Origin of the sequence: Acinetobacter sp. 5862 (assembly GCF_024494585.1) — a bacterium.
In the GTDB taxonomy this organism is placed as follows: Bacteria; Pseudomonadota; Gammaproteobacteria; order Pseudomonadales; family Moraxellaceae; genus Acinetobacter.
The window spans coordinates 60313-85246 of record NZ_JANHGP010000036.1; the positions used below are offsets into that span (position 1 = coordinate 60313).

Annotated in this window: 20 protein-coding genes and 1 pseudogene; 6 read left to right on the forward strand and 15 right to left on the reverse strand. The window is 38.9% G+C overall.

From position 1 onward, the window contains the following. Window positions 1-21 precede the first annotated feature (21 nt). The 7 genes from sohB to NO346_RS06840 all read right to left on the reverse strand — a co-directional run bounded on the left by sohB (window position 22) and on the right by NO346_RS06840 (window position 9389). Window positions 22-984, reverse strand: a complete 963-nt coding sequence (gene sohB / locus NO346_RS06810) for a protease SohB (RefSeq protein ID WP_256414700.1) — start codon at window positions 982-984, stop codon at window positions 22-24. Window positions 985-1130: 146 nt separating this feature from the next. Then, window positions 1131-2045, reverse strand: a complete 915-nt coding sequence (pstB, locus tag NO346_RS06815) for a phosphate ABC transporter ATP-binding protein PstB (protein WP_218647826.1) — start codon at window positions 2043-2045, stop codon at window positions 1131-1133. A gap of 14 nt (window positions 2046-2059) precedes the next feature. Beyond that, window positions 2060-3451 (reverse strand): phosphate ABC transporter permease PstA, encoded by a 1392-nt coding sequence (gene pstA / locus NO346_RS06820; RefSeq protein ID WP_087543758.1) that lies wholly within the window; start codon window positions 3449-3451, stop codon window positions 2060-2062. Continuing rightward, on the reverse strand, window positions 3448-4827 hold the full coding sequence (gene pstC / locus NO346_RS06825) for a phosphate ABC transporter permease subunit PstC (RefSeq protein WP_087536227.1): 1380 nt from the start codon (window positions 4825-4827) through the stop codon (window positions 3448-3450). The genes pstA and pstC overlap by 4 nt, the downstream gene beginning before the upstream one ends. A 99-nt stretch (window positions 4828-4926) precedes the next feature. Then, on the reverse strand, window positions 4927-5958 hold the full coding sequence (locus NO346_RS06830) for a substrate-binding domain-containing protein (protein WP_005157915.1): 1032 nt from the start codon (window positions 5956-5958) through the stop codon (window positions 4927-4929). A gap of 524 nt (window positions 5959-6482) precedes the next feature. Next, the gene (locus tag NO346_RS06835) at window positions 6483-8015 is read right to left on the reverse strand and encodes an aspartate aminotransferase family protein (RefSeq protein ID WP_005157918.1); all 1533 of its coding nucleotides are present in this window, start codon (window positions 8013-8015) and stop codon (window positions 6483-6485) included. Window positions 8016-8018: 3 nt separating this feature from the next. Continuing rightward, complete coding sequence (locus tag NO346_RS06840; protein WP_256414701.1) at window positions 8019-9389, reverse strand: diaminobutyrate--2-oxoglutarate transaminase; 1371 nt, start codon at window positions 9387-9389, stop codon at window positions 8019-8021. A gap of 461 nt (window positions 9390-9850) precedes the next feature. On the opposite strand from NO346_RS06840, the gene NO346_RS06845 reads away from it, so the two are divergent. Continuing rightward, the gene (locus NO346_RS06845) at window positions 9851-10552 is read left to right on the forward strand and encodes an SIMPL domain-containing protein (protein WP_256414702.1); all 702 of its coding nucleotides are present in this window, start codon (window positions 9851-9853) and stop codon (window positions 10550-10552) included. A 36-nt stretch (window positions 10553-10588) separates the two neighbouring features. Here the strand turns inward: NO346_RS06845 and NO346_RS06850 are convergent, their stop codons facing one another. Further along, entirely contained in the window at window positions 10589-11683 is a 1095-nt protein-coding gene (locus NO346_RS06850) for an acyl-CoA desaturase (RefSeq protein ID WP_256414703.1), read from the reverse strand. 14 nt (window positions 11684-11697) lie between these two features. Next, a complete protein-coding gene (locus NO346_RS06855) occupies window positions 11698-12765 on the reverse strand; it encodes a ferredoxin reductase (RefSeq protein ID WP_256414704.1) in 1068 nt (355 codons plus the stop codon). Between the two features lie 138 nt (window positions 12766-12903). Between NO346_RS06855 and fabR the strand changes: the two genes are divergently transcribed. From fabR to dps, 3 genes are all read left to right on the forward strand, one after another. After that, a complete protein-coding gene (gene fabR, locus NO346_RS06860; RefSeq protein WP_005157932.1) occupies window positions 12904-13602 on the forward strand; it encodes an HTH-type transcriptional repressor FabR in 699 nt (232 codons plus the stop codon). Between the two features lie 85 nt (window positions 13603-13687). After that, window positions 13688-14704, forward strand: coding sequence for an AI-2E family transporter (locus NO346_RS06865; RefSeq protein WP_256414705.1), 1017 nt, complete (start codon window positions 13688-13690; stop codon window positions 14702-14704). Between the two features lie 202 nt (window positions 14705-14906). Continuing rightward, complete coding sequence (gene dps / locus NO346_RS06870) at window positions 14907-15401, forward strand: DNA starvation/stationary phase protection protein Dps (RefSeq protein WP_004663234.1); 495 nt, start codon at window positions 14907-14909, stop codon at window positions 15399-15401. Window positions 15402-15461: 60 nt separating this feature from the next. Here dps and rapA read toward each other — a convergent pair whose 3' ends face one another. After that, the gene (gene rapA, locus NO346_RS06875) at window positions 15462-18290 is read right to left on the reverse strand and encodes an RNA polymerase-associated protein RapA (protein WP_256414706.1); all 2829 of its coding nucleotides are present in this window, start codon (window positions 18288-18290) and stop codon (window positions 15462-15464) included. A 186-nt stretch (window positions 18291-18476) separates the two neighbouring features. Continuing rightward, entirely contained in the window at window positions 18477-19121 is a 645-nt protein-coding gene (locus NO346_RS06880; RefSeq protein WP_171287511.1) for an RluA family pseudouridine synthase, read from the reverse strand. 250 nt (window positions 19122-19371) lie between these two features. Here NO346_RS06880 and NO346_RS06885 point away from each other — a divergent pair. Next, window positions 19372-19569 (forward strand): annotated as a pseudogene (locus NO346_RS06885) (DUF5713 family protein); the annotation flags it as partial. 46 nt (window positions 19570-19615) lie between these two features. Here the strand turns inward: NO346_RS06885 and hemL are convergent. The 4 genes from hemL to NO346_RS06905 all read right to left on the reverse strand — a co-directional run bounded on the left by hemL (window position 19616) and on the right by NO346_RS06905 (window position 24513). Next, complete coding sequence (hemL, locus tag NO346_RS06890; protein ID WP_208727928.1) at window positions 19616-20917, reverse strand: glutamate-1-semialdehyde 2,1-aminomutase; 1302 nt, start codon at window positions 20915-20917, stop codon at window positions 19616-19618. A gap of 51 nt (window positions 20918-20968) precedes the next feature. Beyond that, a complete protein-coding gene (gene thiE, locus NO346_RS06895; protein ID WP_208727929.1) occupies window positions 20969-21580 on the reverse strand; it encodes a thiamine phosphate synthase in 612 nt (203 codons plus the stop codon). 48 nt (window positions 21581-21628) lie between these two features. Next, window positions 21629-22636 carry a serine protease gene (locus tag NO346_RS06900; protein ID WP_228199655.1) on the reverse strand — a complete coding sequence of 336 codons (1008 nt, stop codon included), beginning with the start codon at window positions 22634-22636 and terminating at the stop codon, window positions 21629-21631. 197 nt (window positions 22637-22833) lie between these two features. Beyond that, window positions 22834-24513 carry a hypothetical protein gene (locus NO346_RS06905; protein ID WP_208727930.1) on the reverse strand — a complete coding sequence of 560 codons (1680 nt, stop codon included), beginning with the start codon at window positions 24511-24513 and terminating at the stop codon, window positions 22834-22836. 134 nt (window positions 24514-24647) lie between these two features. Here NO346_RS06905 and NO346_RS06910 point away from each other — a divergent pair. Continuing rightward, a partial coding sequence (locus NO346_RS06910) for a transposase family protein (RefSeq protein ID WP_256414707.1) occupies window positions 24648-24934 on the forward strand: 287 nt, incomplete at its 3' end.

Consider the following 24934-nt stretch of genomic DNA (forward strand, 5'->3'; position numbering starts at 1 on the left):
TCTTTGATCAGGACAAATTGATTAAAACTTAGGGTCACGCATCTGAACCAACGTGTTGTTTGCCTTGGCGAGGCTATCAGCGATTTTACCCATCACCGTTGGAATCAGAGTCTCAGCCATTTGTGCTGCCTGCAAACCTAGTTTTTCACCAAAAGTTGGGCGCTTACGGGTATTAATCACATACACATCATGTTTTGGTAATAGGCTTAACAAATATTCATCCGAGGTCTGTAATTTATCTACCAGATTTAATTCACGTGCATCTTCACCGTACCAGTGCTCACCTGTTGCAACCTGAGCAACATCTAATTGTGGACGATACTTCTCAACAAAGTGCTTAAATAAAGAATGTGTTTGTTGTAACTCTTCTTCAAATTTCGCTTTACCTTCCGGCGTATTCTCACCAAACATCGTCACAGTACGTTTGTATTCGCCCGCAGTATACAGCTCGAAATCAACATTGTGTTGCTTCAATAAACGATTGAAGTTTGGAACTTGAGCAACCACTCCTATCGAACCTACAACCGCAAAAGGAGCAGAAATAATTTCATTGGCAATACATGCCATCATATAACCGCCACTTGCAGCGACTTTATCCACACAAATCGTGACATTAAAACCGGCATCACGTAAACGAACCAATTGAGCAGCAGCTAGACCATAACCATGAACCATACCACCAGGGCTTTCTAAACGTACAACGACACGGTCATGCCCTGCTTTTGCAGTTGCTAAAATTAAAGTAATTTCTTCACGAATAGTATCTACCGCAGATGCTTGCACATCCCCTTTAAAGTCAAGCACATAAATTTTTTGATCATTCTTTTTTCGAATCTTTGCTTCTTTAGCAAGTTGTTGAACGAGTTGCAGTAATTCCAAACGAGATGCTGTTGTTTGTGCAATTCTTTTTCTTTGTTCATTCACACGCGCATTTAAATGACTAATACGAATTTCAGCAGGAAATTTAGGTAAATGGAATAACATAAAGTAAGTGCTCTATAAGTTCGGCTTTATTCGACTAAGATGTGGCCTGTTGAATAAAAATTCAATAGTGATTTTGCAAAATAGATTCATTTTCATCTATCTCATAAAAAAAGAGCCCGAAGGCTCTTTAATTTATTCAGCAAGAATCAACCAAAACGACCCGTAATATAAGCTTCAGTCAATTGATGATCTGGTTGTGTAAATACTTTTTCAGTTGAATTGACTTCGATCAAATCACCCAAGTGGAAGTATGCAGTACGATCAGAAACACGTGCAGCCTGTTGCATCGAGTGAGTTACGATCGCAATGGTATACTGTTCAGAAAGTTCTGAAATCAACTCTTCAATTTTTGCGGTCGCAATTGGATCCAGTGCTGAACATGGTTCATCCATTAAGATGACTTCTGGACTTACAGCAATGGTACGCGCGATACATAAACGTTGTTGCTGACCACCTGATAAACCAGTACCTGGTTGGCTGAGACGATCTTTCACTTCATCCCATAAACCCGCTTTACGTAGGCTATTTTCAACAATTTCTTCTAAGTCATATTTATCACGTGCTAAACCATGCAGTTTTGGTCCGTAAGCAACGTTATCAAAAATTGATTTCGGGAATGGATTTGGCTTTTGGAATACCATACCCACTTGAGCACGCAGCAACACTACATCAAGATTTGGATCGTAAATATCTTGGTTATCGAGTGTTACTTTACCAGTCACGCGACAACTGTCAATCGTGTCATTCATACGGTTTAAGGTACGCAGGAATGTTGACTTACCACAACCCGATGGTCCAATAAATGCAATCACTTCATTTTGATAAATATCGATATCAATACCTTTGATTGCTTCAGTTTCACCATAATAAACATGAACATCTTTGGTACTGATTTTCACATCATTTACTTTTGGCTTTTTATTCGATGAAGCTGTTTCAAACTGAGAAACAAACGCAGTATTCGATTGCTGAACTGGCGCTTCAGATGAAGTAAATTCTGTTTGCTGTGGATTCACTGACTTATCCTTTTCTACGGCGTTCATAATATCAATCGTATTCATTGTACTCTCCTCAACTACCAACGCACTTCAAATTTCTTACGAAGCCAAATTGCAAGGCTATTTAAACCAATCATTAATGCAAGTAACACAATAATCGCAGCAGCAGTACGTCCTTCAAAGAAGTTACGTAACTCATTTCCCTGCCATAAATAAACTTGTACAGGTAAGGCTGTTGCCTGATCCAGTGGCGTAGCTGGAACACTCGCAACGAAAGCACTCATACCAATTAATAGTAATGGTGCGGTTTCACCCAAAGCATGTGCAACACCAATAATTGATCCTGTCATGATTCCTGGCAACGCGAGTGGTAGCACATGATGAAACACTGTTTGAACTTTTGATGCACCTAAGCCAAGCGCTGCCTGACGAATTGAAGGTGGCACAGCTTTTAATGAAGCACGTGTGGTAATAATCACGGTTGGTAGAGTCATGAGACTGAGTACCAGACCACCAACCAACGGTGCAGACAATGGTAAATGCATCCAACCAATAAAGATCGCCGCGCCGAGTAGACCAAATACAATCGAAGGTACCGCCGCCAAATTATTGATATTGACTTCAATGATGTCAGTCATGATGTTTTTAGGTGCAAATTCTTCAAGATAAATCGCACTTGCAACCCCGATTGGAATTGAAATCAAGATTACAATCAACATCATGAATAACGAACCCATAAACGCGCCCGCTAAACCACTTGTTGCTGGTGAGCTACGAGAGTCTGGACTGATAAATAAATTCGTATTAAATGTATTTTCAATAACACCATTTGCTTTTAGTTTATCTGCAAGTTGACGAACTTCTGGATCAAGCTGCTGTTGGTCATCTGGTAAAGAACGATCAATATTACCTGCTAACCACACATCCACATTGGCGTCCGCTAAGAATTTAATCTCTTCTTTAGTACCAATTAATGCTGGATTCTCAAGCACCATGTCACGTAAACGATAGGCTTCTGAACTCGTGTACAAACTATTCAAATAATCACGTTGTGACTCAAGTGCTGGATCTTTAGCCACAATACCATTAACAATAAGTGCGTCCCAATCCACCATACCCATTTCAGTTTGCCAAGCCACAAAGCGCTCTTCAAAATGAGCAGGTGTCTCACCAGCAGTCTGCTTTGGCTTTGCTCCTACATTAATAATTGCAGGATCAAAATACACAGGAACGGTCATACTATTTTGCCAAAATGAAGGCAAACCTTTTGCTAAAATACTAACGAACAGTAAAGCAACAAATGCAAGACCAATCATCACCGCAGAGAAACCTGCAAAGCGAAATGCCTTTTCTTTACGATGACGCTTTGCGAGAGAGCTTTGAATGATTGCTTTACGCTGCTCACGTTGTTCAGCAGCTACTTGTGGATCAAATACGTTCTGATCCAGAGGAGATGTATTTGAACTCATTCGTATTGCTCACGATATTTGCGCACGATATATAGTGCAATAATGTTTAAACCCAAAGTAATCACAAACAAAGTTAAACCAAGTGCAAATGCCACTAATGCTTGTGGACTCGCAAAATCTGTATCACCAGTTAACTGTTTAACAATGGTTACAGTCACTGTTGAAACCGCTTCAAATGGATTTGCATGCAATAATGGACTGTTCCCTGCTGCAAGTACCACAATCATGGTTTCACCTACGGCACGAGACACTGCAAGTAGAAATGCCCCTGTAATACCCGGTAATGCTGCTGGTAATACAACTTGGCGAATCGTTTCTGATTTGGTTGCACCTAAACCCAATGAACCATCACGTAACGCGCGAGGAACTTGAGTAATAATGTCATCTGAAAGCGATGAAACAAATGGGATGATCATAATCCCCATGACAAAACCCGCAGTCAGTGCACTTGTTGCATTAATATCAATACCAACACTTTCACCAATCATTTTGAAGAATGGACCAATGACCATTAAAGCAAATACACCATAAACGATGGTTGGAATACCCGCTAATACTTCAATTGTTGGTTTTGCCCAAGAGCGTAAGTTTGGAGATGCATATTCAGCTAGATAAATCGCAATCATCAATCCCACTGGTACTGCAACTAATAACGCAATACCACTGACCATTAAAGTACCCCAAATTAATGGCAAGATACCGTAACTTCCCTCTGCATTACCTGACGTGCTAAAACCTGGATTCCATTCTGTGCCAAAGAAAAAATCTGCTGGACTAACAAAACGGAAAAAATGTAATGCTTCACTCAACATTGACAGTACAATACCAATCGTTGTGAGAATCGCTACACCAGAACATAGGATCAAACCAACATTAATGGCTTTTTCAACCTGATTACGAGCACGAAATTGCTGACTCACATGACGTTTTGCCCAAACTAAACCTGCTAAACCAGCACTAATTACGATTGCCAATTTTGCAAAAGAACCTATGGTTTCAAATTTAGCAAGTTGTTGTGCAGCTGCTAGCTCATAAGCTGCTGGATGATCTGTAACCCCAAAACCAGACGCAATCGCTTGAACACGATCGATTAAAACCTCACGGCTTGCTTCATCTAAAGTTGCACTGACCGATGCTGGAATATTGTTAAAAATAATATGTTGAAGGACACTTGGTTCGACCAAATTCCAAATGATCAAAATTAAAAAAGCAGGAACACCACACCACAAAGCGACCAACGCACCATAATAACCTGGACGTGAATGCAAAGTTGCTGAGTTGTTTCCCTTACCTGCTAGGTTACGGCTTTTGCTCAGCCCGATTTGATATGCAATTGCCACAAGGGCTAATAACACACCGATAAGTAGCAGATTCATGTAATCTCCACTGTTTTCTCAATTTTCATCATTTGAAAAAACTTAGTTAGACAAAAAGGCTGATGAACCTAAGTCGCACCAGCCTCCCTTTTAACAATATTACTTAACTGTTTTACCCGCTTTGAAATCAGCTAGAACTTTTGCACGTTCTTTATCGCTCATACTGATCAAGCCAGCTTTTTCTAATTTAGAACCTTTACCAGAAGCTTTCTTATTTAAGAAATATTCTACGTATTGCGGTAAACCTTTAATTGATTTTAAATGCTCGCCTTTCACATAGAAGTAAAGTGCACGAGATACTGGGTATTGACCACTTAAAACTGTTTTCTCAGAAGGTAATACACCATTTACTGTCGCAACACGTAATTTATCGCGGTTTTGGTCATAGAAACCTAAACCAAATACGCCCACTGCATTAGGAGAAGTTTTTAAACGAGCAAGAGTTTCTGTATAGTCACCAGCGATTTCGATTACGCGACCATCTTTACGGAATGTAGAGCACGCTTTTTTCTGAGCTTCTTTATCTAAGTTTTTGAAATAAGCAAATGATTCACAACCCGCTTCAACCATTTTTTCTTGGAACACTTCACGCGTACCATGGTTTGTTGCTGGAATAACTAAAGTAATCGGTTCATTTGGTAAGTCATCATCAATTTGGTTCCATCGTGTATATGGGTTTGGAACCAATTTACCACCTGAAGGAAGCTGTGCAGCTAATGCAGTAAATACATGTACTGGATCTAAGTTATAAGCACCCTTTCTTGAGTTAGACGCAAATACAATACCGTCATAACCAATTTTGATTTCTTGAACTTGATTTACGCCTGCTTTTTTACATGCAGCAAGCTCAGAATCTTTAATTTTACGTGAAGCGTTTGCAATATCGATGGTATTATCGCCAACACCTTGACAGAATTGCTTTAAACCACCTGAAGTACCACCAGAACCAACAACGGGTGCTTTAAATTGCGGGAAGGTATTCCCAAAGTCTTCAGCAACAATACTTGCATATGGTAATACAGTTGAAGAACCAGCGATTTGAATCGTATCACGAGCTGCATTCGCAGTTGTTGCTACGGCTACTCCAGATACAGCTAATGCAATTGCGATATGACGTGGATTTAAGCGCATTCTGTTTTCTCTCATTTATACAATTTGATTTACAACTCTTTTTAATTCAAGTGTTGTACTTTAGTTAACTGCATTTTGAGGAGATAATATGACAATTAAGTGACAACTTTATGACGCTTTTATGATGATCATTTTTTATTTGAAAATTTTCAGTCATAAAGAAAAGAATTTTTTGATAAAAATAGCAAAAGAAAATTATCTTAATGATTGTAATTTATAATTTTTTACTTAAAAACACGACATATAAGAAATCAAACTAGAAATACAAATTTGACAGCCTTAGTAATGAAAACTATATGACAAATGTCTATGTAATATTAGTTTTAATCCGTCGACTTGGTTCTAAATGAAATAAAATCAGGTTTCCAATAGCCATTTACACGTCTATCTAAAGCTATTCCGAAAATTACTTGAGATTAAATGAAAGGTATATTCATATGAACTAAATCTTTCTAAGCTCAATCTCACAGACTAAAAAATAAAAAAGGCACATGAATGTGCCTTTCTCTTAGAAAGCAAATCGATTAGTCAATCGCTGGAACATAAGTTCCTGCAGCAATTGCATCTTTAATACGATCAGCCTCTGCCAACACAAGTGCAAGCAAGTTTTGAACGTTTTCAAGCGTTGCAACTGGGCTTAAAGTGGTCATCTTCAATGATTGAACATTACCCACTTTGGTTACACCAATATTCGCTTCGCCACGAGCAAATAATTCATCTGCCACGTTTTGGTTTAAGCTATCGATAAATTCAGCAGGATAAGCTTCTGGTACTACACGGAACAGGACTGAAGCGAATTGTGGTTCAACCAACAATTCAAGACCTGCAGTTGCTTTGATATAGTCTGCAACTTCACGTGTTAATTTCACACCATGGTCGATCATTGAACCATAAAGCTCTTCACCTAATGCTTCAACTGTCATCCATAATTTCAATGCATCGAAACGACGTGTCGTTTGTAATGATTTAGATACAAGGTTAGGTACACCATGTTCTTCATCATAAGCAGAGTTTAAATATTCTGCTTCATAATGCATAAAGCGATAGTTTGCTTCGTCTTTCAACAAGAAAGCACCACAGCTAATGCTTTGGAAATAATGCTTATGGAAATCAAGTGTGATTGAGTCGGATAATTCAATACCATCTAACATTGCACGATGGTCATTGGAAAGAATCAGTGCACCACCCCAAGCCGCATCAATATGCATCCATGAACCATACTTGGTGGTAATTTCACGGATTTTCTTGAGCGGATCAATCGCACCAGCATCAGTCGTACCTGCTGTTGCAACAACACAAGCCACGATTTTGCCTTCAGCCTGAAGATGTGCCATGGTTTTTTCCAGTGCATCAACATCCATCTGTGCATTTTCATTCACAGGAACCGTCACGACTGACTGGAAGCCCATCCCCATCATTGCCATGTTCTTTTGCACAGAGAAGTGTGCATTTTCAGAACAGATGACTTTGACGTTCTTCATTGCTTCTGCTGGAATACCATCACGCTGAACCGACCACGGCTTGCCGTTTTCGTCTTGCCAGTTTTTCGAGATGCACCAGTCACGCGCCAGTAACACACCCATCAGGTTTGATTGTGTTCCACCTGAAGTGAATACACCTGCTTGACCTGCGCCATAGCCCACTTTTTGGCGTAACCAATCAATAAGTTGAACTTCCATCAATGAACCCGCAGGGCTTTGATCCCATGAATCCATAGATTGGTTCGTTGCATTGATTAACACTTCCGCAATTTGGCTCATCACCATCGTTGGACAATGCAAATGTGCAAGTGAGTGTGGATGATGTACTTTTAAACTTTTGTTGAGGAAAAGCTCAACCATACGTTGTAATGATTGTTGTACACCTAAACCTTCTTTTGATGGATTAAAAGAAATTGCTGCACGCAAATCTTTAATACTTCCACCTGTGTACATTTTATCATTTTGCAACCATGCTGAAACGGCTTTAACCGCTTCGCCCATTGCTGACTGATAGTCAGCAATGGATTGTGCATCATTGCAGAGTAACGCTTTACGATGTTCTGCAAAATCAACCATGGATTAGCCTCGTACTGCTTTTAAAGCTTCTGCAATTGCTTTTTTGAAGCGTGCAACCACTTCAACACATTCGTCTTGATTGATGATAAGTGGGCAAAGTAAACGAATTACAGTACCGTTACGACCACCTTTCTCAAGTAAAAGTTTATTGTTGAAACAAGCTGTTTGAATTGCCGCAGCTAATTGTGCATCAGCAGGAAGTGAACCCATATGGTCAGCTGGTTTACGCTCATCAACGATTTCAACGCCGATCATCAAACCACGACCACGGACATTACCAATACATGGGAATTCTTGAGCTAACTTTTTGAATTCAGCTTGTAAGAAGTCACCACGCTCTTGCGCATTTTGAGCTAGGTTTTGTTCAGAAATAGTTTTTAGAACCATTAAACCTGTACCCATTGCCAACTGGTTGCCACGGAAAGTACCCGTGTGACCTGCTGGCTGCCAAGCATCAAACTTACGCTTAATACCCAGTACCGCAAGTGGTAAACCACCACCCACAGCTTTTGACATTACCACAACATCAGGCTCGATACCTGCATGTTCAAAGGCAAACATTTTACCTGAACGTGCAAAACCAGCTTGAACTTCGTCCAAAATTAAAACGATGTTGTGCTTTTCAGTCACTTCACGAATTTTTTGTAACCACTTAACAGGTGCAGTTACGACACCGCCTTCACCTTGAATTGCTTCAAGAATCACAGCAGCAGGTTTCGTTACACCACTTTCAACATCTTCGATGAAATTTTCAAAGAAGTAAGTCAAAGCATCAACACCCGCTTCACCACCTAAACCAAGTGGGCAACGATATTCATGTGGATATGGCATAAACTGAACGCCAGGCATAAGACCATTCACGGCATTTTTAGCACTCAAGTTACCTGTCATAGACAGTGAACCATGAGTCATACCGTGGTATCCACCTGAAAAACTGATCACAGAACTACGACCAGTATATGTTTTAGCCAGTTTAATCGCCGCTTCTGTAGCATCTGCACCAGATGGTCCACAGAACTGTAAGCAATATTCTTCTTTACCGCCTGGCAAGTAAGCCAAAAGTGCTTCAGTAAAAGCATCTTTTAAAGGAGTCGTTAAGTCTAAAGTATGCAAAGGCAAGCCACTTGCCAATGTATCTTGAATACTTTGAATCACCGCAGGATGATTATGACCTAAAGCCAATGTTCCTGCCCCAGCTAAACAGTCGAGGTATTGAGTACCCTCAACATCTGTAACCCAGCAGCCCTGTGCTTTCGCTATCGCTATCGGTAATTTACGTGGATAACTACGAACATTTGATTCCATCTGACTTTGGCGAGTCAAATAATATTCGTTGGATGCATTAGCGGCAGGGTTTACGGAAGTAACGCTCATATCGAATTACCATCTCTGATATGGGTAAAAGAAATAAGTCTGGTGACTTGCGGTCGTTTGACTCGGTGCTTTTTAGAATCTAGTGCAGACAAAATGTTTTATATCTTTCAACTAGGTGCGAGATGATACCTAATTTTGAAATAAAATAAACTCTTTTTATGCCTGACATTCATCTAATATTATTGAAAAAATGTTTCTTACAATTAACTATGATGAATTATCATCATACTATGTGACAAGCGAAAGAAAGTATGCTTTTTTTATCTACATATTAATTTTTAGATAAATGGTCAAAATCACCATCATAACTATTTATTATTTAAATACTTTTATTTTCTTATTGCAAAACATCTCAAATTTATTACAAAGACACCACAAAATCTGCAGAAGTTCAACATCAGTTCTTTTTAATATGAAAGTTGTAAAAATAATTTGTTAATCGTCACTTTAAGGAAAAATTTATGCGTACTTTAGCACTCGCTTCGATGATGTTAGGTGCAGCTCTCAGTTCAAGCGCATTTGCCCAAGATTCCAACCAATTAAACTATAATATCGTCAATATCCAAGCTGATGCAGCACGCCAAGTTGCCAATGATGAAATGCGTGCTGTGCTTTATATTGAAAGAAGCAATAAGCAACCCGCAGAGCTTTCGAATCAAATCAATCAATTAATGAATCAAGCACAGGCTATTTCACGTAAATACACACGAGTAAAAGTCGAAACAGGTGCTCAAAGCACTTACCCTATTTACGACAATGATAATAATAAGTTAAAAGAATGGCGCGCACGCGCAGAAATCCAAATTGAAAGTAAAGACTTTAAAGCAGCAAGCCAGTTGATTAGTGAACTACAACAGAGCTTTCAGACCCAATCGATTAGTTTTAGCGTATCTGACGAACAACGTAAAAAAGTTGAAAATGAACTGATGATTGAAGCTTCTAAAAACTTTCAGCAACGCGCACAAGCAATTACCCAAGCTTGGAATAAAACGCAATATAATCTGGTCAGTTTAAATTTGAATACAAGTAATTATTTCCCTCAACCAATGATGCGTGGTGGTATGGCAAAATTTGCGATGGCTGAGGCAGCTCCAGCACAAGACATGGCGGCTGGTGAATCCAAAATCACGGTTAGCGCCAATGGGTCGATTCAGTTTAAATAAAATCGTAGGAGCGTATCGCATACGCTCTCCTAACATTTATTTTTTTAACGGCAAGGCATATTTAAAAATACGTCCGACAACTTCACCAAATTGCTTTACAAAGCTGGCATTGTTGTAATTCAAACCATATTTTTTACAAACCGCTTCAACTTTCGGTGCAATTTGGCGATAACGGCGTGCAGGAATATCTGGGAACAAATGATGTTCAATTTGATGGCTCAAATGTCCTGTCAAAATATGAAATGCTTCCGAGCCAGTCAAATTGGATGAACCACGAATTTGACGCATGTACCAATGACCGCGACTTTCATCTTGCAGCACTGTTTTAGGAAACACTTCTGCATCTTTAGTAAAATGACCACAAAAAATAATACTAAAAGTCCAAATATTACGAATCCCATTAGCAACTAAATTTCCAGTAAAAACTGGGATCGCTGAAGGTCCTGCAATCAATGGGAAAAACACATAATCTTTAAAAAGTTGCTTCGCTATTTTTTTCTGTGCTGGTTGCCATTCTCGTTTAAATTGCGTCATTGATTTACGCTTATAAATCACTTTGCCGAGTTCAAGATTTTGAATCGCAACTCCCCACTGGAATAATAAGCTGAATGGCACAATATAAATCGGTTGAATTAAAGTAAACTTTGTCCAACGTTGTTCTGGAAATAGACGAAATACACCATAACCCACATCATCATCCATACCTTTCACATTGGTATAAGTGTGGTGTTTGTAGTTATGTGTTTGACGCCAATTATCTGAGGTTCCAACGGTATCCCATTCGTAAGTCTGACCATTAAATTTTGGATCATTCATCCAGTCATATTGTCCATGCATCACATTATGACCTAACTCCATGTTTTCCATAATTTTGGCAAAACCCAATAGCCCCGTTCCTAACAACCATGCTGGTGGAAACCATCCTGCAAACAACAAAGCTCGTCCGAGTAAGCTGCTATAACGGATTGAGGAATAAACACGGCGAATATACTTCGCATCTTTTTCGCCTAAGTCATCTAATACTTCTTGCTTGATCTGATCTAATTCTCGAGCAAAAGCATCTAATTCTGAAGCAGTCAAATCACGATTTTTTGGATTTTTAAAATATTCAATTTTAACAGGCATATTCATAATTAATTTCTCATTTATAGATCAATCACTAGATCAGACTGAGCGGAATTTACACAAATTTTTAATAGTTGAGCTGGTTCATGATTCGCTGAACCATTCAACAAATTCTTCGTTGAGCCTTGCGCTTTAGTGCAGGCGCATTTATTACAAATGCCCATACGACAACCATGATTAGGTTTAATCCCTTGATGTTCCAAACTAAAAAGAATGGATTGCCCTTTAGGTATCGCAACCGTTTTGTTGGATTGAGTCAATCTCACATTTATAAAACCAGTTTCCGAAGCATCCACATCAAATTGGCTTAAACTAAAAGCCTCGGTTTGAAGCAAAGCAGCACAAGAAAATAATTTTTCTGCTGTACTCACAAAACCCGATGGACCACAGGCATATACAGTGGTTTCATTTAAAGCTGAAATTTGATCAACATAACTCTGGTTCAAGCGTTGATCTTGTTCTTGGGTATAAAAAATTTGATAACTGAAATGAGGAAAGTTTTCCGCTGTTTCTTTGAAATATTCAGCATAGGCTGCATCGGCTTGAGTTTTCACCCAATACATCAACTGTAAAGATGTCGTCGAAAACTGTTTAGTTTGACTCAAACTTTCGATCAGGCTCAGCATCGGGGTAATGCCGCTACCTGCTGCAAGTAATAACAAGTTAGGAGTTTGAATATGCTGCTGCATATCACCATAAGGTTGCCCTAAATAGACAATATCCCCTACTTTAGCTTGCTCAACCAACCATGAACTCACCAAACCTTGATCAACTTTTTTGACGGTTAAACAGAGATGGTCTGCATCTAATTGCATCAAGCTATACGTGCGTTCGTAATGACGCCCTGCTATTTCAACGGTGACAGGATGATGCTGCCCTGCAACACCGCGTTGTACATGACGATTGCATTGCAGAATAAGACTTACCGTATCTTTAGCTACCGTTTGTTTTTTTACAACTTTAGCGAGTGATTGATTCAAAGACCACAGTGGATTGATTTTTTGTAGCCAAAAATTGGCATCATGGTTCGTAATTACGCTTTGGGCTATTGAATTGAATAGAGAAATTCTCTTTTCGACTGCTTGCATGAGCGGGAACTCTGATCATTTTTTAATTATTATACATATGTATATATATTTGTATATATATTCGTATAAGAATTTACATTTCCCAAGTAGTCAGACAATCGCTATAATCCCGAGTAGCTTACTTATATTTTGAAAATAATGGTTCAGTCTTCTACTTTTTTACCGCTCGGTCATGACTCACTAAATGAACAAGATGTCATTGCTATGAAATCTCCTGTACGTTCGGTTGGTAGAAAAGCAACCATTACCAAAGAAGAACTTTTTCAGGCGACACTGAATTTAATTGGTCCACAAAAAAGTATTGCATCTTTGAGCTTACGTGAAGTAGCGCGTGAAGCAGGCATTGCACCAAATAGTTTTTATCGACATTTTAAAGATATTGATGAACTGGCTATCGCTCTGATCGATCGTGCAGGTTTGGTATTACGTAAAATCATTCGCGAAGCGCGTTTGCAGGCATCTATGCAGCAAAGCATTATTCGAAGTTCAGTTGAAGTTTTCATTCAACAGCTCGATGCCGATGAAGGTTATCTCAGCTTATTATTACGCGAAGGATATACGGGCTCAACCTCATATAAACTCGCTGTAGACCGTCAGCTAAATTTCTTTCAGCAAGAATTACAAGAAGACCTGATTCGCCTAGAACAAATGAATAATAGTAAAATCAGTCATGCTGACATTGCGGCTAAAGCGATTACCCAATTGGTATTCAATATGGGCGCAAAAGTGATTGATTTACCTGCTGAACAACGAACTGACGTTGCAGAGCAAACCATGGTAATGATTCGTATGATTTTAGAAGGTGCTCGTCATTTCGATAAAATGGAAATTGATTAAGCAATTTCATCAGCATAGACTATCTTCATTTGGTATATATCTTTGTCATTTATCATGACTACAAGCAAATTTAGGCGTACAGATCATGACCCTTCTCAATGACCGTCAAAGTATCATCTCCAGTTTTATTCTGATGTTTTTATTTTTAATGATGGTCATTCCCCTGCATTTGTTGCCTAGTTTTTTTGCAGGTTTCTTGATTTTCGAAATTATTAACAGTCTAAGCTCAATTGTTGAAAAACATATTGATGGACAACGTGCGCGTATCTTTATCAGTATTATTCTTGGAATTTTGACCACATTTTTGATTGGATTTTTTATTACTAGTTTAATTAGCTTTGTGATCTATGATTTAAAAGGAACAGGTCTTAACTCGTTTAACTTTAAGATTGATCAAACTCTCATTAAATTCCAAGCTGAAATGAGTCAATATGTCCCTGGTTATCTTCCTCATAGTGTTGCAGATATCAAGAATCAGATTTTGTCCTTCATCAAGAATAATATTTCGATTGTTAAAAATACAGGTACCGATATTCTGCATAACTTAGCGACCATGCTGATCGGTTTAATTGTAGGTATCTTGGTTTCAATTCAGAACTTTAAGCAGCACGCACCACAACCTGTCTTTAAAGCTGCTATTTTACATCGTATTCAGAAGCTTTCGATTTCATTTAAAAATGTTGTCTTTGCTCAAGTAAAAATCTCTTTAATCAATACAGCACTATTTATCATTTTTGTTTTTATCGTTTTGCCTCTATTCCATATCCATTTACCTTTTGCTAAAACACTGACTATTTTGACCTTCATTTTTGGTCTTTTACCTATTATTGGTAACTTGATTTCTAATACTTTAATTATTATGGCTGGCTTAACCATTTCACTCTCAGTAGCAGCCATCGCTTTAGCATATTTAGTCATCATTCATAAACTTGAATATTTCGTAAATGCAAAAATCATTGGTACAAAAATTAATGCAAGTGCATGGGAAGTACTTTTGGCTATGCTAATCTTTGAATCGATTTTCGGATTAAGTGGCTTAATCGTTGCACCGATTTTTTACGCTTACATTAAATTAGAATGCAAAGATGCTGGTTTGATCTGAATTATATTCGGGCTATTCAGATTCAATAGATCAATCTATCATTGCGACTGATTTAGCAAAGTAATAAAAAGAAAAATGATGATAAGGAAAATTACAAAAGCCTTGCGAATTAAAACATTCATTCAGGCATTCTGCGCTTAAGCTAGAACAGAATGGTTTTTATTCACGATGTTTCATTACATTATAATTGAATGAGGTAACTATGAATTCTTCAGCAGCGGCTTTGAAAGTATATACTCGTAATAATTTAGATGATTCTATCAAAGAAGCCACCGTTAAAATTTTAAATCAAATTCTTGCAAATCTTATTGATCTATCATTGCTTACCAAACAAGCGCATTGGAATATGCGGGGCAGTAATTTTATTGCGGTACATGAAATGTTAGATATGTTCCGTACTTCATTGATCACCCATTTAGACAATGTCGCAGAGCGTGCGGTACAGATTGGTGGAACAGCGCTCGGAACAACCCAAACGGTTTCAGAGACCTCACATCTCAAGCCTTACCCTGTTGCAATCCATGCAGTGCAAGATCACTTAAAAGAGCTAGCTGATCGTTATGGTGTCGTTGCAAATCATCTTCGAGATACAATCGAGCAAATTAAAGATCCAATCTCTGAAGATATTATCCATGCAGCACTCGAAGATCTAGATCAATATTTATGGTTCTTAGAAGCCAATATTGACCAAAACTAAGTTTAGTTTTTTCAAGACAAAAAAAGAGGACAATTCAGTCCTCTTTTTTATCAGCGCTAATTATGGTTTAACCACAACCAGTACCTGAATCGCTTCTGGTGTCACAGAAAGACCATCGAGTAGAGCCAAGCCCTCTTTCTGGAACTTTTGTAAACGCTCAATTTCATCTTGACGAATACTTGGGTTAAATTGCTTAAGATAGGTTAAACGGTCAATTTCATATTGCCATTTACTGCCATAATGCTCTTTAGCTTGTTGCATCAATTCAGGCAAAGAGGTTTTGGCAATATCTAAAGCTTGTGCGTAACGCTGTTCAATCACGTCACGGCGTGCTTTCACAACTTGACGGCAGCTATTGCCATCGAGATGATGCAAATATGGGCGCAAAATACTTGGATCGATCTTGGCAGATAAATCTTGACCTGTTTCGCTCAGTAACACACGAATCAATTGCTTCGGCAAACTTGACGGTAAGTTCAACCCTTTTGGTGCAACTACATCGACCTTAAACCAAACTTCGAGTAAGACCGAACCTTGTTTTAACGCATTCGATTTAAGTAATGCAACGTTAGTACTACCAAATGATTGTGTGCGGATCATTTCCATCACACTTTCAATAAATGGGTGTTCCAAGGTCAAATATTGTGCATCTTCGCGGATTTGAGCCTGATCACGATAGAAAGTTGCTGTCATACCCTCTTCGTCCAAGGTAATGCCTTGAACTTGCATCTGATCAGTCGGTTTGATGATCACCGTACCATTGCTTTGCTCATCAAAGTCAATATTGGTCGATGACATGAAACGCTTCACAAACATTGGCAAAGTCGTGTTGTCATCATAGTCTTCAAGTGCTTGTACAATACCCTGTGCAACGACTGGGCGACAAGAGTTGTACTCAAGCAAACGATCACGACCCGCTTGTAGCTCAGCTTCCAAAGCTTGACGTTGTACATTCACTTCTTCAAGTAAATCCTCAAACGTCTGACCTTGATCAGCCAATAAACAGTCTTTCAATTCAACAATAAAATTCTCTTGCAGCGTTTGTGCTGTTGGAGAAATATTGCTAAAAATATTGAGTGCTTCGTTGTACCAACGGAACATGCGCTCTTGCGCTGTACCGATCAAATACGGCACGTGAATTTGAATGCGATTTTCCTGACCAATACGATCTAGACGACCAATACGTTGTTCAAGTACGTCAGGGTTTGCAGGTAAATCAAATAGGATCAAGTCACTGGCAAACTGGAAGTTACGTCCTTCTGAACCAATTTCCGAACAGAGAAGAATCTGAGCACCGTAACTGTCTTCGGCAAAGTATGCCGCAGCTTGGTCACGTTCCAATAAGCTCATGCCCTCATGGAACATGGCAGTACGAATACCTGCATGTAAACGCAATACATTTTCAAGTGCTTCAACTACTGGTCCACTACGTGCAATCAACAATACTTTTTTATGTTTTAAATCTTTGCGTAGAACTTCCATCAACCATGGCACACGAGGATCATTTTCCATCCAAGCACCATCGAGTTGACCTTCTTCTGGCCACATTTGCTCTCGCATTTTGCCATCAAATGACCAGTCTTCTGGTGCTGGTAAAGGCGCTGGCTGGCAATCACGACCTGGGAAACCTTGAATCGCTTCACGTGTGTTACGGAATAAAATACGACCTGTACCGTGACGGTCTAACAACTCGTGAATTGCACGCATACGCTGTTCAGGCTGATCGTCAATACGATGACCCAATAAGCCATCCAGAGCAGCAAGATGTTCTTCAGTCAATGCTTCATCTGACATTAAGACTTCGGCAACTTTAGCTGTTTGCTGATATTGTTCTTCTTCGTCAAGGAAACGATCTAAGCTACTAAAACGTTGCGGATCAAGTAAGCGTAAACGCGCAAAATGACTTTCGACACCCAACTGTTCAGGCGTTGCAGTGAGAAGTAAGACACCCGCTGTTTGTTCAGCCAACTCTTCGACAAGATCATAACGATCATTACCGCCGTCTTCTTCACTCCACATTAAATGGTGTGCTTCATCGACAACCAGTAAATCAAAACCTGCTTCAACTGCTTGCTCACGCAAATCATCATGGTCAACCATCAAATCCACACTCGCAATAATGCATTGCTCAGTCAGGAATGGGTTGAGATCAGGATCATGTTCTTTGATCGAAGCAGTACGGGTTAAATCGAATAGAGAAAATTGTAAATTGAAACGACGACGCATTTCAATCATCCACTGATATTGCAGCGAATCAGGCACTAAAATCAGGATACGCTCTGAACGTCCTGTTTTCAGTTGTTGATGGATAATCAAACCCGCTTCAATGGTTTTACCCAAACCAACTTCATCGGCTAACAATACGCGTGGTGCAAAACGTTTACCCACTTCATGTGCGATATACAGTTGATGTGGAATCAAACCCACACGCGCACCTAAAAAACCACGTAAAGGACTGGTATGCATTTTCGCTTGCAATAACATCGCTTCAATACGAAGGTCATACCATTCTTTATAATCAATTTGGCTCGCTAACAAACGCTCTAAAGGTTTTGATAGCTGAATTTGTGCACCGATACGGGTTTCGTTCAATGACTTACGTTCTTGTTCGCCATTTTCTAGGCTACGAACGACATCATAACGCAGCACGCCATGACGATCTTCAACCGATTCAACAATCCACTTAACACCTTCTTGATCTTGCACTTCATCTTTGACATTGAAGATGATACGAGACAAAGGCGCATTGTTTCGTGCATAGACACGAGTTTCATCACTTTTCGGGAATAAAATACTGATAGAACGTTCATCTACATCAATAAGAACACCTAGACCGAGTTCAGTTTCTGTATCTGATAACCAACGTTGACCAATAGCAAACGGCTGCAATTTATTCCACCTTTTTTCATGTTAGCCCACATATTGCATGCCTTAAACTGATGAAAGTTTAAGCTACTTTATGTAGTTTTAAATTTGGTATTATGGTGAAAATGAATCACCAAATAAGCTCAATATTTTGACATAAAGCTGACTGAAATAGCGCGCTTTACGTCTAGTTTGATAAAAAAAATACGATTAAAACGGCACTGGGTAGTCAAAACTGAGTTGAGTGCCTGTTTTAGGATGAGTGAAGCTAAGTTGTGTTGCATGAAGACACAAACGTGCATAAAGCTGTTGCTGTTCAGGAGTTGCATATAAGGTATCTCCTAGTATTGGATGACCTAGATATTGCATATGCACACGAAGTTGGTGTGAACGGCCTGTAATCGGAATCAATTTAACTCGGGTTACTGCTTGTCCTTCAATTTCGAAATGCTCAATGGCTTGCCATTCGGTTAATGCAGGTTTGTGATGTGCTGCATCAGCGATATGTAATGGCGGACGACTTGGATCATAAATCACAGGAATATCAACTGTGCCCTGACCCTCTAAATGGCCAGCAACCAGAGCTTGATAAATTTTTGAGGTTTGACGGTCTTGGAATTGACGTGAAATATTGCTCTGTCCAAATTTGGATAAACCAAACACCAAAATGCCTGAGGTATCTCGATCTAAACGATGAATGAGTAAAGTTTTCGGTTCTAATTTTAATAAACGATTGATCAGACAGTCTTGTAAATCGGGTGTTTTCCCTGGCACTGTCAGAAGCCCAGCAGGTTTATGGATCACCATAAAATCTTCATCACGATGAATCAAATGTTCACTTAGAAAATCACTCAAGGTAGCCTTCCAACGACTGGATGAAAACAAGCGGGCAATCATAAAAAGCTTGAAGAGAAATTACAATCAAATTTTAGCGAACTCAGTTATTTTTTAACATGACTCACATTTAAGTCCCAAATAATACTGATCGTTTTCTCTAAATGGTGTATGCCACCACGAACTCAATAGTTTTAAATAAAGTTTTTTAAATTTGATTTGATATCAATATCGAAATTACAAAAAATAAAGTAACTTAACCCAGCCCAAAACTTTGGCAGAACTCTATGTTTTGACTCATGCAACAACTGAGCAATTTAATGAGTTGCAAGAAGAGTTTTGGAAAAAAGAAAGTGAAATCGAAACGGCAGCACGAGAAGCAATTGCGCATGATTTTGATGTGATTGCTGGCGCTTATGGGTTTACTGATGCAGATATAGAAGAGCTTATAACAACACGAGATTGGTAATTTTTGTAAAGCAAGCACACTCAGTAGTGTGCTTGCTTTTTATATTTTAGCCTTTCATCTCTGCAAAAGTTTCTTTTGCTGCTTGAATGGTCTCTGCAATATCTTGATCTGAATGCATAGAAGAAATAAATCCTGCTTCAAATGCAGATGGTGCAAGATAGACACCACGCTTTAACATTCCGTGGAAGAACTTCTTAAATGCTTCAACATCACAAGCTAACATCGAATCAAAACTTGTGATGTCATCTTGATCCGTGAAATACAAACCAAACATTCCACCTACTTGCTGAGTTTTGAATGGAATACCAGCTTCATCTGCTGCAACTTGTAAACCAGCAAGCAGTTTTTCTAATTGTGCCGCTAATTTGTCATAGAATTCAGGTTCACGTAGATGCTTAAACATCGCAATACCCGCACGCATTGCCAAAGGATTTCCTGACAATGTCCCTGCCTGATACACGCCGCCTAGCGGTGCGATACACTCCATGATTTCACGTTTACCACCAAAAGCACCCACTGGTAATCCTGCACCAATGATTTTACCTAAAGTCGTTAAATCTGGTTTTACCTTATAGACTGATTGCGCACCACCAAGAGCAACACGGAAACCCGTCATTACTTCATCAATAATGAAGACTGATTTATATTCATCACAAACATCACGAATGGCTTGCAAGAACCCGTCAATCGGCGTTACTAAATTCATGTTGCCTGCTACAGGCTCAATGATGACCCCTGCAATCTCATGACCAAACTTACTAAAACATTCTTTTAATGCTTCAATGTTGTTATACGGCAAAGTTAAAGTATGTTTTGCAAAATCAACAGGTACACCTTTAGAAGTCGGCTCCCCCTCACCCAAAGTAAGTAAACCTGAACCTGCTTTAACTAATAATGAATCAGAGTGACCATGATAACAGCCTTCGAATTTCACAATCTTGTCACGTCCTGTATAACCACGTGCCAAGCGGATTGCGGTCATAGTCGCTTCAGTACCTGAGCTGGTCATCCGTACCAATTCAATTGAAGGCATAATCTCGCAAATGGTGTCTGCCAAAGTGGTTTCATATACTGTTGGTGCACCAAAACTTAGGCCATCTTCTGCTGCGGTTTGTACCGCTTTGATAATATCGGGGTGTGCGTGACCTAAAATCATTGGTCCCCATGAACCAACATAATCCACATAACGCTTACCATCAACATCCCACAAGTACGCACCTTTTGCCTTTTCAATAAAGACAGGCGTACCACCCACACCGTTAAATGCACGTACAGGTGAATTGACACCACCTGGAATATGTTTATTTGCTTGTTTAAATAACTGTTCTTGCTTTGGAGATAAACTCATAAAAGACTCAACCTAGAATCGAAGAATAAAATGTCGAAACGATGCAAAAAATTATGCAAATAACTTTGCCCATGCATTTACACGAGCAGGAATTTCGGCTGTTGATCGCCCTAATATATCACTAATTACCGCACAAAGGCTTGCCCCAGCTTCAATTACCCCTTGGGAATTTTCAACGGTCAAACCACCAATGGCACATATTGGTACTTCAAACTTCTGCTTTGCTTGTTGAATGACTGCAATTCCAACATTACCTGCTTCAGGTTTAGTTGAGGTTGCATATATAGCTCCAAAAGCAACATAACTCGCACTCTCGGCAATCGCTTTTTCAGCCAGTTCCAGTGAGTTAAGGCAGGTACGACCAATAATCACGCCTTGAGGCAGACGTTGAATTGCATCGGTGATTTCACCATCAGATTGTCCAAGATGTACGCCTAAACCAAATTGTTCTGCCAAAGCTAAATCATCATTAATTACAAATGGAACTTGGTATTTTTCACAAAGGATTTTGATCTGTTCCACTTCTAGCGGTTGATCGGCTTTTGCGATTTTTTTACGACGATACTGCAAAATGGCAATATGTCCTGTTGCCAATGCAACTTGTAGCTTTTCTAGTAATAATTGGATTGGATCATCATTGGTAATCAGGTAGAGACCGTACATAAGGAAAAACTCATCAGTTTTATAGTTGCAGTATAAACCATAACAAATCTATTCGTCTTTTATGGTTCTCCACCGTATCAAACTTAATCCCAACAGCATCAAAAGCATAACAATACTGACACTTCCACCACCTGATTGATTTGTTTGGCTAGTTTTTTGTTCTGGAATAGTACTTGGATGCAGATAGTTGTTTATCCAATCAGAGTAATTTGTAACTCGCGTATAAACACCAGGATAACCCACCTTGGCACAACCGACACCCCAACTTGCAATCCCAAGCAGATATGGCTTTTCTAAATTGTTTATCGTTAAACCTGCACCGCTATCACCATAACAAGCATCTGTAAGACTGTCTTGCATCGGTGATTCTGCACAAAGCATATTCTGAGTGATTTGTTGCGCGCTATATAATGATGATGAAGATAGACAATTGGCTAATTTTAGCGTGGTATATCTTAAAGTGGTTGGATACAGCGCAGGATTTCTCATCATTTGCCCTGCGTAATGCTGACAAACTAGAGATTGACTATTGTCACAATCCTCTAATACGCCCCACCCTGCAATTTGCGTCATACTCGCAATCAATGCATTTTGTTTTTCTAAAGTTGGATTAATAATATCGATTGTTTGGCAATTTTTACCACATCTTATAAAATCGACAGCACTTTCCAATTCTAATAGTGCAAGATCGTTATCATAAATACGATTATTATATTTCTCATGTATATGCCCCTTTTTAACTTTAATAATTTGTCCTAGTTGAATACTTTGTAAATTTTGTGCGCCAATCAAAATATAATAATCACTGTTTTGTTTTTCGAGTGGTTCAATACAATGTGCTGCTGTCACCACCCAACGATCTGCAACTAAGCTTCCTGAGCAAATGTAGGATTGATAAGGGTCTAAGGGACTAGTTATGAGTGCAACTTGCCAAGGAATTTGTGCTTCAGATGCTATATTTCCGTTAATAATACGAGGTTGGGGGCTTATCTGTGCAAAGCTTATTTGAGCAATACTCCATAAGATACCCATCAAAGCCATATGATATTTATACAAAGTATTCAGCCTCTTTCATTAGATTACTGTCATTAATAAAAATGGGATTAATGGCGCAAGATCTGCAAAATTACTTTATACTTTGTACAGTAATAAATGATGCACATTGATCAAAATGATAAACTTTATTTCTAAAACCATGCTCCACTTTAAAGATAGAGAGTTTCTAAAAAACTCCCTATCTTTAAGATATCAAATTAACTATTACTAGTTGGACACGTTAGTTCAAAATCCCAAGCTGTTCCACTTCTTGGTGCTGTCATACTAATAAAAACAGTCGTATATGGTGCAACCTGAAAAGTTCCTGAACCATTACCCGATACTAAGCCATCGGTAGTAAATACTTGAACTTTTTTATCACTATTTAGTGTAAAGACATCCATGCGGTCTGGAATACTATACATAGAATACGAAACTGAAACATCACCCTTGCCAGCCCCCATATTATAAGCATAAGAGAAAGACCCCTGACCACCAGATTGTTGTTGGGTCGCACATTGACCTAATGTGTCATTCTGACCACTTATAGTCCCTGTATCTCCGCCATTATTCTTGTATGTACCTGTGACTGTATTATTCGTTAAATTTCCCTGTAAAGTTACAAGCTGGCTGCCATTATTTTGCTGTCCTGTTACATTTATTTGCCCCGTAACCCCAACTGTTCCATCCAAAGAATAAGTCTGACCACTATTATTTGCTAAAATCCCTGATACTGGCGTATTCACGATAGGAACAGATTGTGCAGTAGGCAATGTTGCTTTATCTATCTCATTTTGTAATGCAACAACGCTAGTGGAAGATGTACTCAATACATCTGTATAGGTAGGCAATTTATCTAAGCCTTTATCAATAATTATTTGTATTGCCCCCTTAGTTGCCTCAACCAGATTAGTACCCTGTTGCCAAGCATTAATTAATGAATCACGGAAACGATTCAGTTTGGAATTTAAGCCTTCAGCAACAGGCGGCAAACCAACATCTGTATTTACATCATTAATGACTCTTAGACCACCTTGCTGTGCAGTAAAACCACCTATTAACATTGCAGCACTTGTTCCTGCAATAGCCACACCAACAGCCTGACAACCAGGCACAAAACCAGCACAGGCAGAACCTAAAACTAATCCTGTCAATAGACCTCTACGATTTTGTTGAGTCTGTTCAGCAAAACTATTTTTCCACGATTCATTAATCCACGAAAATGCATTGTCAGTATCTAAACTATTTACTGCTTTCGCTTTTGCAGAAGGAACTAAAGCATCAGCCTTGATAATTTCCTGCATCTCATCAGGTAATGCCTGAAAATCACCTGTAATTAATTTTAAGTCATCAATTTGATTTTTAGGTACTAAAGTATACGCACCTGGGTCCGAACTTTGGACTTGTCCAACAATTTGTCCTGTAAAACTTGGCGTTCCAACAATAGGAGCTATCCCTAATTTACCATTTCGATCATAACTCACCACACTGCCGCTTTGATATACACCTTTATTATCATGATTCGTAACAATTAAACGATTTGATTGCCAATAAAATTGAATAAAGTTGCCTGTCTTTTCATCAACAATCCGATCAATATTTCCAGAAGGATCAAATAAAGTTCGGGTTGTCGTTCCATTTTTTTCTGTTGTAACCGCTTGGGTAATCATCTTCCCATTCGCTGTCTGATCTATCAAATAATCTAATTTTGAACCATTTTTACTTTCTAATTGTACAGATGCAGATTGCTTATCTGTACTAATAAAGCTTTTTGCTGTTAACCCAGCAATTGGTTTTGTCGGTTCTTGTATTACTGATGACTTGCTCTCTTCTTCCCCGCCACCGCAACCACTCAATAATAAACTTCCAACTAAAACACTTAATAATGAATATTTCATAGCAATCTCCTTGCTTATATTGCCCTTCTTTAGCATTAAAGAAAATTTAAGGGCTGTCTATTCCCCAAATGAGGTATAAATCTCAGAAAATAATTCTTTAGATCTCTTTCATAAATCAAAAAATGATCTTCTTTTTGGCTGATATTTGCACTCCAGATTTCTTGGCATTCATGCATAATCTGCGGATGAAATACATCGATTCAAAGAAGCTTTCTGAAACACAGTTCAAGCGATACACGGGCATCTCATGGTCAACCTTTGATTTAATGGTTGAGCAATTGAAGATGCGTGTTCCTGCCAAAGGCAGACCACCTAAATTGAGCCTAGAGGATCAGATCCTCTTTTGCTTAAGTTATTGGCGTGAATACCGAACCTTGTTCCATGTCGCAACAAGTTATGGCGTGTCAGAGCCCACTGCTTC